6 protein-coding genes are annotated in these 12,446 nt (G+C 70.2%); 2 read left to right on the top strand and 4 right to left on the bottom strand.

The features are described from left to right. Window positions 1-24: 24 nt before the first annotated feature. The 3 genes from ACFVQ0_RS13705 to ACFVQ0_RS13715 all read right to left on the bottom strand — a co-directional run bounded on the left by ACFVQ0_RS13705 (window position 25) and on the right by ACFVQ0_RS13715 (window position 5,410). Window positions 25-1,428: a maltokinase gene (locus tag ACFVQ0_RS13705; RefSeq protein ID WP_390087488.1), complete on the bottom strand. Its 1,404-nt coding sequence runs from the start codon at window positions 1,426-1,428 to the stop codon at window positions 25-27. Window positions 1,429-1,667: 239 nt separating this feature from the next. Beyond that, window positions 1,668-3,374, bottom strand: a complete 1,707-nt coding sequence (treS, locus tag ACFVQ0_RS13710; RefSeq protein WP_390087490.1) for a maltose alpha-D-glucosyltransferase — start codon at window positions 3,372-3,374, stop codon at window positions 1,668-1,670. Further along, window positions 3,371-5,410: an alpha-1,4-glucan--maltose-1-phosphate maltosyltransferase gene (locus ACFVQ0_RS13715; protein WP_390087492.1), complete on the bottom strand. Its 2,040-nt coding sequence runs from the start codon at window positions 5,408-5,410 to the stop codon at window positions 3,371-3,373. Before ACFVQ0_RS13715 ends, treS begins: the two co-directional genes overlap by 4 nt. Window positions 5,411-6,175: 765 nt before the next feature. On the opposite strand from ACFVQ0_RS13715, the gene glgP reads away from it, so the two are divergent. Further along, on the top strand, window positions 6,176-8,779 hold the full coding sequence (gene glgP, locus ACFVQ0_RS13720) for an alpha-glucan family phosphorylase (RefSeq protein ID WP_390087494.1): 2,604 nt from the start codon (window positions 6,176-6,178) through the stop codon (window positions 8,777-8,779). Between the two features lie 214 nt (window positions 8,780-8,993). Next, window positions 8,994-10,208 (top strand): alginate lyase family protein, encoded by a 1,215-nt coding sequence (locus tag ACFVQ0_RS13725; RefSeq protein ID WP_390087496.1) that lies wholly within the window; start codon window positions 8,994-8,996, stop codon window positions 10,206-10,208. Between the two features lie 82 nt (window positions 10,209-10,290). Here ACFVQ0_RS13725 and ACFVQ0_RS13730 read toward each other — a convergent pair whose 3' ends face one another. After that, window positions 10,291-12,336 carry a M4 family metallopeptidase gene (locus ACFVQ0_RS13730; RefSeq protein WP_390087498.1) on the bottom strand — a complete coding sequence of 682 codons (2,046 nt, stop codon included), beginning with the start codon at window positions 12,334-12,336 and terminating at the stop codon, window positions 10,291-10,293. Window positions 12,337-12,446 lie beyond the last annotated feature (110 nt).

Raw genomic sequence — 12,446 nt, forward strand, 5'->3', positions numbered from 1 at the left:
GGCCGGTCGGCGCGGCGGCGGGGGTCAGCCGGTGGCGGCGGCGAGGCGGTGGATCGCGGCCATCGGGACCGGCAACCAGTCGGGCCGGTGCCGGGCTTCGTACAGCACCTCGTAGACCGCCTTGTCGGTCTCGTGGGCCCGCAGCAGTTCGGGTTCGGCGCGTGGATCGACGCCGGAGGCGGCCGCGTAGCCGTCGCAGTACGCGGAGCGGCAGCGCGCCGCCCAGTCGGCGTTCCACGGCCGGTGCGAGCGGGCCGCGTAGTCGAAGGAGCGGAGCATCCCGGCGATGTCGCGCACCGGTGGCTGCGGGCTGCGGCGCTCGGTGAGCGGCCGGGCCGGTTCGCCCTCGAAGTCGATCAGCGACCAGAAGCCGTCGGCCCCGCGCAGGGTCTGGCCGAGGTGGAGATCGCCGTGCACCCGCTGGGCCGCCCAGCTCCGCCCCCGGTGGCCCAGCGCCGTCACGGCGTCGAACGCGGCGCGCAGCCCCGGCACGTACGGCACCAGCTCCGGCACCGCGTGCGCGGCCGCCTCCAGCCGCCGCACCATACCGGCGGCCTGCTCCTCGCTCTCGCCCCGGCGCAGCGCCGGAGTGGGCAGCGCCGAGGCGAGCGCGGTGTGCACCTCCGCGGTGGCCCGCCCCAGCGCGTGGGCCTCCGGGCCGAAGTCGTCGCCCGACGCGAGTGCGCCCAGGGCGAGCTGCCAGCCGTCCTGCGCGCCGCTCAGGAACGGCTGGAGCACTCCGAGCGTGAGGGGCTCGGGGACGGCCGACTCGAACCAGGCGACGGGGGCCGGGACGCGCCCGCACCCCTCGCCGGAGAGCGCGAGGGGAAGCTCCAGATCGGGGTTGGTGCCGGGGAAGACCCGGCGGAAGAGCTTGAGGATGTAGGCGTTGCCGTAGACGAGCGAGGAGTTGGACTGCTCGGTGTCCAGCACCCGGGGCGCGAGACCGGCCGGGACCGGCTCCGTGCCCCGGCCGAACCGGAGCGCGCCGAGCGTGCCGGGGGTGCGCAGCCGCTCCAGCAGCAGGGCGGCGAGGCGCGGGTCGTGCAGCCCGTCGTAGACGGTCAGCCCGGCCAGCGGACCCTCCGTCAGATGGCCGATGAGGGCGGGCGCCAGCCGGGTCGGCAGGGTGGGCCGTACGCCGAGCAGCAACTGGTAGCTGTCGATGGGCGGCTGGGCGGGCATGGTGGGCTGATGGACCCGGACCAGCAGGTGCAGGAGTCCGGGGCCGGTAGCGGCGGCGGTGTCGCCGGGCTTCTCGACCGGCAGTATCTCGGTCGCGGAGACGAGCGAGAAGGCCGTGATCGGCCGTCCCTTGCCCGCGAACCAGCGCTGCCGGGGCAGCCATTCGTGGAGCAGCGGTCCGAGAGACGGGAGCAGGGCTGTGCTGTTCGCCAGGGTGACCTGAGCGGATGCAGCCTCCGACATGGCATCGCGTCCTTTCCCCGGGCACACCACAGGATGCGAAGAGTGTCCCGGATTGCGGCTTTGGCTGTCCGGCTGTGCGGGACGTGTCGGGTCAGGATGGTCCGTACGGACTCGACTCGGAGGGAACGAAACGCCAGGAGGATCCAGGAAGGGTCCTGAAGCGTTCGATATGGGTGGAGAGTGCCCCGTGCGGAGCGGCGGAAACCGCCCCGCACCAGAGCCTGTGTGCCGCCTGCCGGTCAGCTGGGCGGCGCGTCCTTGCGGAGACGGAACCAGTAGAAGCCGTGTCCGGCGAGAGTCAGCAGGTAGGGCCACTGGCCGACGGCGGGGAAGCGCACCCCGCCGATCAGCTCCACCGGATGACGCCCGTTGAAGGACCGCAGATCCAGCTCCGTCGGCTGCGCGAACCGCGAGAAGTTGTGCACGCACAGCACGAGGTCGTCCCCGTGCTCACGGGTGAAGGCGAGCACCGCGGGGTTGGACGAGGGCAGTTCGGTGTACGAGCCGAGGCCGAACGCCGGGTTCTGCTTGCGGATCTCGATCATCCGCCGCGTCCAGTGCAGCAGCGAGGACGGCGAGGCCATCGCCGCCTCGACGTTGGTGACCTGGTAGCCGTAGACCGGGTCCATGATCGTGGGCAGGAAGAGCCGGCCCGGGTCGCTGGAGGAGAAGCCGGCGTTCCGGTCGGGCGTCCACTGCATCGGGGTGCGTACGGCGTCCCGGTCGCCCAGCCAGATGTTGTCGCCCATCCCGATCTCGTCCCCGTAGTAGAGGATCGGGGAGCCGGGCAGCGACATCAGCAGGGCGGTGAACAGCTCGATCTGGTTGCGGTCGTTGTCCAGCAGGGGTGCCAGGCGCCGCCTGATGCCGATGTTGGCCCGCATCCGGGGATCCTTGGCGTACTCCGCGTACATGTAGTCGCGCTCTTCGTCCGTGACCATTTCGAGCGTCAGCTCGTCGTGGTTGCGCAGGAAGATGCCCCACTGGCAGTTCTTCGGGATCGCCGGTGTCTTGGCCAGGATTTCGGAGACCGGGTAGCGGCTCTCGCGCCGTACCGCCATGAAGATGCGCGGCATCACCGGGAAGTGGAACGCCATGTGGCACTCGTCGCCGCCCGCCTGGTAGTCGCCGAAGTAGTCGACGACGTCCTCCGGCCACTGGTTGGCCTCCGCGAGCAGCACGGTGTCCGGGTAGTTGGCGTCGATCTCCTTGCGGACCCGCTTGAGGAAGCCGTGGGTCTCCGGGAGGTTCTCGCAGTTGGTGCCCTCGCGCTGGTAGAGGTACGGCACGGCGTCGACCCGGAAGCCGTCGATGCCCAGGTCCAGCCAGAAGCGCAGGGCCGCGAGGATCTCTTCCTGGACGGCCGGGTTCTCGTAGTTGAGGTCGGGCTGGTGCGAGAAGAACCGGTGCCAGTAGTACTGCTTGCGCACCGGGTCGAAGGTCCAGTTGGACGTCTCGGTGTCGACGAAGATGATCCGGGCGTCCTGGAACTGCTTGTCGTCGTCGGCCCAGACGTAGTAGTCGCCGTACGGCCCGTCGGGGTCGGTACGGGACTGCTGGAACCAGTCGTGCTGGTCGCTGGTGTGGTTCATGACGAAGTCGATGATCACGCGCATCCCGCGCTGGTGCGCGGCGTCGACGAACTCGACGAAGTCGGCGAGATCACCGAACTCCGGGAGTACGGCGGTGTAGTCGGAGACGTCGTAACCACCGTCGCGCAGCGGCGACTTGAAGAACGGTGGCAGCCAGAGGCAGTCGACGCCCAGCCACTGGAGGTAGTCCAGTTTGGACGTGATGCCCTTCAGATCTCCGATGCCGTCGCCGTTGGAGTCCTGGAAGGAACGGACGAGTACCTCGTAGAAGACGGCGCGCTTGAACCAGTCGGGATCGCGGTCCTTGGCCGGGGTGTCCTCGAACGTGTCGTGGACGGGCTCATTGACGATCATGGTGTGGGTGACCCTCCGGTCGGCGGGGACGGTCGCAGGACGGCGATGTGCGCGGGCGTGACGCCCGGCTCCAGACGCACATAGAAGGTCCTGCCCCAGTGATAGGAAGTGCCGGTGAGCTCGTCGCGCACCGGCACGCTCTCGTGCCGGTCGAGGCCGAGTTGCGGCATGTCCAACGAGACGGTCGCCTCCTGGGTGTGGTGCGGGTCGAGGTTGACGACCATCAGAACGATGTTCGAACCGGAGCGCTTGCTGTACACGATCAGGGCGTCGTTGTCGGACGAGTGGAAGTGCACGTCACGCAGCTGCTGAAGCGCCGGGTGGCGGCGCCTGATCCGGTTGAGCGTGGTGATGAGCGGGGCCAGCGACCTGCCCTCGCGCTCGGCGGCTTCCCAGTCCCTGGGCCGGATCTCGTACTTCTCCGAGTTGAGGTACTCCTCACTGCCGCTGCGGATCGGGGCGTTCTCACAGAGCTCGTACCCCGCGTACACCCCCCAGGCCGGGGAGAGTGTCGCCGCGAGCACCGCCCGTGCCTCGAAGGCGGGTCTGCCGCCGTCCTGGAGATATCCGGGGAGGATGTCGGGGGTGTTCACGAAGAAATTGGGCCTCATGCAGGAGGCCGACTCGCCGGAGAGCTCCGTCACGTACTCGGTGATTTCCTGCCGGCTGTTCCGCCAGGTGAAGTAGGTGTACGACTGCTGGAATCCGATGGTGGCGAGCGCGCGCATCATCGCGGGACGGGTGAATGCCTCGGCCAGGAAGATCACATCGGGATCGGTCCCGTTGATGTCGGCGATCACCTTCTCCCAGAAGATCACCGGCTTGGTGTGCGGATTGTCCACGCGGAAGATCCGCACTCCGTGATCCATCCAGAAGCGCAGGATACGCACGGTCTCCGTGACAATTCCGCCGAGATCCTTGTCGAAAGCGATCGGATAGATGTCCTGGTATTTCTTCGGCGGATTCTCCGCGTAGGCGATGGAGCCGTCCGCGCGGTGCTGGAACCACTCGGGGTGTTCGGTGACCCACGGGTGGTCGGGGGAGCACTGGAGGGCGAAATCCAGCGCGATCTCCATGCGCAGGTTACGGGCCGTCTCCACGAAATGGCCGAAGTCGTCGAGCGTACCGAGATCGGGGTGCACGGCGTCGTGGCCGCCCTCGGCGGAGCCGATCGCCCAGGGCACCCCGACATCGTGAGGCGCGGGCGAGAGGGAGTTGTTCGGGCCCTTGCGGTGGGTGGTCCCGATGGGGTGGATCGGTGGCAGGTAGACCACGTCGAAGCCCATCGCGGCGACCGCGGGCAGCCGCTCCGCGGCCGTCCGGAAGGTGCCGCTGATGATCCGGGGAGGTTTCGGGGCCGCTGCCGCCTTCGCCGCCCGGCTCCTGCGCGGCGCCTTCACCGGTTCGCTCCTGGCGCCCTCTGACCGGGGGAACATCTCGTACCAGGACCCGTACAGCGCACGCCGGCGCTCGACGACGAGCGGCAGCGGGTGCGAGGCGGTGACCAGCTCACGCAGCGGATGGCGGTCCAGCGCCGCCGCCGCTTCGGGGGTGAGCGCGGCGGCCAGCCGGGCGGCGGCCGGGCGGGACGTGTCGCGCAGGGCGTCGACCGCGGCCAGCACCGCCTCCCGCCCGTCCCGCTTGGGCACGCCCTCCGCGGCCCGCTCGTACAGCTCGGCGCCCTCCGCCAGGACGAGCGCCGTGTCGATCCCCGCCGGGATCTTGATCCGCGCGGTGTGCCGCCAGGTGGCCACCGGATCGCTCCAGGCCTCCACGGTGTACGTCCAGCGGCCCTCGGCGTCGGGTGTCACGTCCGCGCCCCAGCGGTCGGTGCCCGGGGCGAGTTCGCGCATCGGCGTCCAGGGGCCGGGACGCCCGTTCGGGTCCAGCAGGACGACATTGGCCGAGACCGCGTCGTGCCCCTCGCGGAAGACGGTCGCCGAGACCTCGAAGGTCTCACCGGAAACCGCCTTGGCGGGCCTTCTTCCGCAATCGACGAGCGGGCGGACGTCGAGGACGGGAATGCGACCGATCATGAAATCACCTGGGGACTGGAGCTCTGACTCAACAGGGCGCGTTGCGGCCGCGGAGGGCTGAACGCGCGCGCCGCGATGGTGGGGTTCCGTCCTTTCTAGCTGCTCCGTTGACGACTGGTGGGGTGTGGGCATGGCCGCTCCTGTCCGCGTTCACTCGAATGGCACTCGAATGGATGGGTCGCGGGTGTGGTGCACGGGTGTGGATCGAATGCGCACGGGCCGCACGGATTGCATACGAACCGTGGGCGGAAAGCCGCCGAACGGCGGATGAACCGGCTCCGTGGCCAGAGCCGGATCGCCTTGAGCTGTCGTCCGAACGCATTCGCTCCGGGTACCGGAGAAGCCTTCCCACGGATACCGGTGGGCCAATCCGGTGGTTTGTTAACTACTCGGGCGTATCTGTGACGGTCTGAATGCGCCGGGCTCCGCCGCGCGTGCGCGGGGTTGCGGAAAGCCGGCGCACGCGGGGACGGCGGGCGCCACTGGGAAGCCTTCCCTGTGGGGCGAAGGCTCACAAGACCGTAAGAGGGGAGGGAATCGGCCATAACGCCTGTGACGGATGGGTCCGGATCTACCTACCGTGCCTGGCGTTGCACGGGGGCGTGGAGCGGAGGGGGCGGTCGGCCCGTCCGGGGTCGCACGCCGCCGGACGGCCGTGCGCCGTGGTTGCCGAGTGCCGCACCCGGCTAACGTCGAGGGTGACGGAGCGGCGCACACCGTGGTGCGTCCCCTCGGATCCGGACGTCCCCTGTAAAGGTGGAACACGTGCAGGCCATTCGTCGATTCACCGTGCGTCCCGTCCTTCCCGACCCCCTTCAACCGCTCAGCGACCTCGCCCGCAACCTGCGCTGGTCCTGGCACACCGAGACCCGTGAGCTCTTCCAGGCCGTCGACCCGGTGGCCGGCCGGACGGCGGACGGCGACCCCGTGCGGCTGCTCGGCGCCGTGTCCGCCGGCCGGCTCGCCGAGCTGGCCGGGGACGAGGAGTTCCTGCGGCGGCTCACCGAGGTGTCCGCCGGTCTCCGGGACTACCTCCAGGGCCCCAGGTGGTACCAGGAACAGCTGGCGCAGGGCGTCTCACTGCCCGCCGCCATCGCCTACTTCTCACCCGAGTTCGGGGTCACCGCGGCCCTGCCCCAGTACTCCGGCGGTCTCGGCATCCTCGCCGGGGACCACCTCAAGGCCGCCAGCGACCTGGGCGTACCCCTGGTCGGCGTCGGCCTGCTCTACCGCCACGGCTACTTCCGCCAGAGCCTCTCCAGGGACGGCTGGCAGCAGGAGCACTACCCCGTCCTCGACCCCAACGAGCTGCCGCTCACCCTGCTCCGCGAAGCCGACGGAACACCGAGCGAGGTCGTCCTGGCCCTCCCCGGCGGCCGCTCGCTGCGCGCCCACATCTGGCAGGCCCAGGTCGGCCGGGTGCCGCTCCTCATGCTCGACTCCGACGTCGAGGGCAACGCCCCCGGCGAACGCGAGGTCACCGACCGGCTGTACGGCGGCGGCAGCGAGCACCGGCTGCTCCAGGAAATACTGCTGGGCATCGGCGGCGTGCGCGCCGTCCGCAGCTACTGCCGGCTCACCGGCCACCCCGCGCCCGAGGTGTTCCACACCAACGAGGGCCACGCCGGGTTCCTCGGCCTGGAGCGCATCCGGGAGCTGTCCGGCGACGGCCTGGACTTCGCCTCCGCGGTCGAGTCCGTACGGGCGGGCACCGTCTTCACCACCCACACCCCGGTACCGGCCGGGATCGACCGGTTCGACCGCGAGCTGGTCGCCCGTCACTTCGGTGACGACGGAGAGCTGCCCGGCGTTGCGGCCGACCGCATCCTGCACCTGGGCACGGAGACGTACGAGGGCGGCGACCCCGGCGTCTTCAACATGGCTGTGATGGGCCTGCGGCTCGCCCAGCGCGCCAACGGGGTCTCCACCCTGCACGGCGCGGTCAGCCGGGAGATGTTCGCCGGACTCTGGCCGGGATTCGACCCCCCGGAGGTGCCGATCACCTCCGTGACCAACGGGGTCCACGCACCCACCTGGGTCGCCCCCGAGATCTACCGGCTGCGCACCGAGTCCGGCGGCACCCCGGGCCGGTGGGACTCCGCCGCCGGCATCCCCGACCGGCAGCTCTGGGACGTGCGGCGGACGCTGCGCGAACAACTGGTCACCGAGGTGCGGGAACGGCTGCACGCCTCCTGGCGCACCCGGGGCGCGGAACCGGCCGAACTGGGCTGGATCGACGGCGTGCTCGACCCCGGCGTGCTGACGATCGGGTTCGCCCGCCGGGTGCCCTCGTACAAGCGGCTGACGCTGATGCTGCGCGACCGCGACCGGCTGCGGGCGCTGCTCCTGCACCCGGAGCGGCCGATCCAGATCGTCGTGGCGGGCAAGGCGCATCCGGCCGACGACGGCGGGAAGCGGCTGGTCCAGGAGCTGGTCAGGTTCGCCGACGACCCCCGGGTGCGCCACCGCATCGTCTTCCTGCCCGACTACGGGATGGCGATGGCCCAGAAGCTCTATCCGGGCTGCGATGTCTGGCTGAACAACCCGCTGCGCCCGCTGGAGGCGTGCGGTACGAGTGGGATGAAGGCGGCGCTCAACGGCTGCCTCAACCTCTCGGTCCTGGACGGGTGGTGGGACGAGTGGTTCGAGCCGGACTTCGGCTGGGCGATCCCGACGGCCGACGGCTCCGCCATGGACGAGGACCGGCGTGACGATCTGGAGGCCAACGCGCTCTACGAGCTGATCGAGGACCGGGTCGCCCCGCGCTTCTACGATCACGGGGGCGAGGGGCTCCCGGACCGCTGGATCGAGATGGTCCGCCGCACCCTGGGCACCCTCGGCCCCAAGGTCCTCGCGGGGCGCATGGTCCGGGAGTACGTGGAGCGGCTGTACGCCCCCGCGGCCCTCGCCCAGCGCTCGCTGGACGCCACCGCGGCACGGGAGCTGGCCGACTGGAAGGCGAGGGTCCGGGCGGCCTGGCCCCGGGTGGCGGTCGACCACGTCGAGGCGGTGACGCCCACCGGGGCGGGCGGCTCCGCGGAGCTGGGTTCGACGCTGGCGCTGCGGGTCCGGATCACCCTCGGGGCGCTGGAGCCGGACGATGTGGAGGTGCAGGCGGTGGCCGGCCGGGTGGACGCCGCCGATGCCATCACCGATGCCCAGATCTTCCCGCTGAAGCCGGCCGGCGGCCAGGACCTGGAGGGCCGCTGGCTGTACGACGGCCCGCTCGCGCTCGACCGCACCGGACCCTACGGGTACACGGTGCGGGTGCTTCCCGCCCACCGGCTGCTGGCCGGCGGCGCCGAACTCGGCCTGGTCGCGCAGCCGAACGGGGCCACGGGCGAAGGCGCGGGGCTGCTGATGCGCTGACGTCGCGTTCTCCGTCCCATGCGAAGGGCCCGGTGCCGCTCCACGGTGCCGGGCCCTTCGTCTTCTGAACACAAGTGCTTGACGTGTTCATGCGATGCCTTTAAGTTCCTCACTCATCACAGGGTTCACAACTCGACCCAGAGTTCATGTGTGTGAACGTCCGTGGTTTCGGGCCGAGTTGCCGGACCTCCCCCGCACCGGAAGGCACCCCCACATGCGCACCGGAACCATCGCGCGCGGCCTCGGCCTCGCCACCGCCCTCGCGGCACTGATCACCGGCCTCTCCATGACCCCGGCCTCGGCCGGCCGGGCCGCCCCGGACCGGGCCCCGGCGGCCGCCGCCCCCGCCGCCTTCACCCACCCCGGCGTCCTCGTCAGCCGTCCCCAGCTGGACTTCGTCCGCGCCAAGGTGCAGGCGGGCGCGCAGCCCTGGAAGGGCGCGTACGACCAGATGATGGCGAGCAAGTACGCCTCGCTCGGCCGGACCGCCAAACCCCGGGCCGTCGTGGAGTGCGGCTCGTACTCCAACCCCAACTACGGCTGCACCGACGAGCGCGAGGACGCGATAGCCGCCTACACGCTCTCGCTCGCCTGGTACATCACCCAGGACAGCCGCTACGCCGCCAAGGCCATCGAGCTGATGGACGCCTGGTCGGCCGTGATCAAGGACCACACCAACAGCAACGCCCCGCTCCAGACCGGCTGGGCCGGCTCCTCCTGGCCGAGGGCCGCCGAGATCATCAAGTACACCTACAGCGGCTGGCCCAACGCGGGGCGGTTCGCCACCATGCTGCGCGACGTCTACCTGCCCAAGGTCATCAACGGCTCCAACAGCAACGGGAACTGGGAGCTGAGCATGACCGAGGCCGCGATCGGCATCTCGGTCTTCCTGGAGGACCGCACCTCGTACGACAAGGCGGTCGGCAAGTTCCGCGGCCGGGTCCCCGCGTACATCTATCTGACCTCGGACGGGGCGCTGCCCAAGACCGCGCCCGGCAGCGGGCTCGACACCCGCGACAAGATCATCAACTACTGGCAGGGCCAGTCCACGTTCATGGACGGACTCTCCCAGGAGACCTGCCGCGACCTCACCCACACCGGCTACGGGCTCTCAGCCATCTCGCACATCGCGGAGACCAGTCGGATCCAGGGGCAGGACCTCTACCCGGAGATCGCGGACCGGCTGCGCCACGCGCTGGGGCTGCATGCCAAGTACCAGCTGGGGGCGGCCGTTCCGTCCTCGCTCTGCGGCGGATCGCTCAAGGACAACCTCGGCCCGGTCACCGAGGTCGGGTTCAACGCGCTGCACAACCGGATGGGCATCGCGATGACCAACACCCAGACCCTGACGGAGCAGCGCAGGCCCGCCGGGACCGACAACCTGTTCGTCGCCTGGGAGACGCTGACCCACGCGAACAACCCGAGCTGAGCGCGCGCGACCGCCCGGGAGGAGTTCTTCTCCTCCCGGGCGGGATGCCGCGTCAGCTGCGGGGCATGTGGTGGGACTCGGTTCAGAAGGTGAGCTTGAAGCTGTTGATCTTCCCGGTGTCGCCCGAGTAGACGTCCTGGACCTTCAGCTTCCAGGTACCGTTCGCCGTCTCCGAGGAGGCGTTGACCGTGTACGTGGTCTTGACGTTGGCCGCCGAGTCGCTGGAGGAGGAGTTCTTCAGCCGGTAGGCGGTGCCGTCCGGGGCGACCAGGTCGATGACCAGGTCACCTCGGTAGGTGTGGGTGATGTCCACGCCGACCTTGAGGGTGCTCGGGGCGTTGCCGGTACGGCCGGTGACGTTGACCGAGCTGGTGACCGCCGAGCCGTGGTCCGGGATGGCCGTGGCGGTGGTGTTCTCGAAGACCGTGCCGCCGGGGTCGGTGCCGCCGCCGGGACGCGAGCCGACGTTGATGCCGGCCCAGGCGTCGGCCACGGCCTTGTACTCGGCGCTGGTCGTGCCGTACAGCTCACCGGCCGCGGCGAGCGTGCCCGTGCGGGCGCCCGCGTAGTTCGTGTTGGAGCTGAACTTGGTGGTGAGGGCCTTGAACCAGATCAGCGCGGCCTTGTCGCGGCCGATTCCGGTCACCGGCAGGCCGTCGGAGGTCGGGGAGTTGTACGAGACGCCGTTGATGGTCTTGGCGCCGCTGCCCTCCGAGAGCAGGTAGAAGAAGTGGTTGGCCGGGCCCGACGAGTAGTGCACGTCGACGTTGCCGATGCCCGAGTACCAGGCGTCCTTGGACGCGCCGTCCCTGCTCGGCTTGTCCTGGTAGCGCAGCGGGGTGCCGTCGCCGTTGATGTCGATCTTCTCGCCGATGAGGTAGTCGCCCGGGTCGGCGCTGGTGTTGGAGTAGAACTCCACGGCGGTGGCGAAGATGTCGCTGGTCGCCTCGTTGAGGCCACCGGACTCACCGCTGTAGACCAGACCGGCGGTGTTCGAGGTGACGCCGTGCGTCATCTCGTGCGCGGCGACGTCGAGCGCGGTCAGCGGGTTCACGTTGCCGCTGCCGTCGCCGTACGTCATGCAGAAGCAGCTGTCGTCCCAGAAGGCGTTGACGTAGTTGTTGCCGTAGTGGACGCGGGAGTACGCGCCGACGCCGTCGCCCCGGATGCCCGTGCGGCCGTGGACGTTCTTGTAGTAGTCCCACGTCTCGGCCGCGCCGTAGTGCGCGTCGGCGGCGGCGGTCTCGGCGTTCTGGGGGGTGCCGTCACCCCAGATGTCGTCCGAGCCGGAGAAGAGGGTGCCCTTGCCGGAGGTGCCGTGGTTCAGGTTGTACGTCTTGTGGCCGCCGCGACCGGTGTCGGTCAGCGTGTACGAGGGGGCGGTACCGAGGGTGACCTGCCCGCTGTACTCGGTGTTGCCGGTGCCCTTCTCGATGGCCTGCCACTCGTAGATCTTCGCGCCGCTGCTCGCGTCCGTGACGACGTGCAGCGCGTTGGGCGTGCCGTCGTCCTGGAGGCCGCCGACCACGGTCTCGTAGGCGAGCTGCGGTGTGCCGCTCGCCATCCAGACGACCTTGCGGGGCGCCTTCTCGGCAGCGGTCTTCGCCGAGCCGTCGGCCTTCGCCGCGCCGAGCGCCTGCTTCTCGGCGGCCGCCGGGGCGACCTTCGCGGTCGTGTCCACGGCCTTCAGCTGGGCGGTGGTCGCCTTGGACGCCTTGGTGACGCTCTCGGTCGCGCCGGCCTTCGACTCCTGGACGATCAGGTCGCCGCCGAGGACCGGGAGGCCGCTGAAGGTGCGCTCGTAACGGGTGTGCGTGGTGCCGTCGTTGTCCTGGATGACGTCCCGGACGACGAGCTTCTCCTGCGAGCCGAGACCGAGGTCCTTGGCGGTGGCCGCCTTGCTCGCGTTCGCTTCGCGGATCAGCTCCGCGCGCTGGGACGGAGAGAGCTGCTTGGGCAGCGCACCGTGGTCGGCGCCCGCGGAGGCCGCGGCGGTGATGGCGGCGGCGCTGTTGTCGCCGGCCGGTGTAGCGGTGGCTGTGCCGGTCTGGACTCCGGCGGCCAGGAGAGCTGCTGCGGCTATCAGAGCGCCGGTCGCGGTGGCACGACGGCTGGGCGTGGATCTCACGCGGACTCCTTCTGCAAGGGGGGTACCGGCGGCTGGGTGAGCCGTCCGGGCAGAGCAGGCAGTGCGCAGAACGGGGTGAACAGTGGCAGGAGAAAGGTGTTGCTGTCAGG

It is taken from the genome of Streptomyces sp. NPDC057900 (assembly GCF_042887885.1).
Taxonomy (GTDB): Bacteria; Actinomycetota; Actinomycetes; order Streptomycetales; family Streptomycetaceae; genus Streptomyces.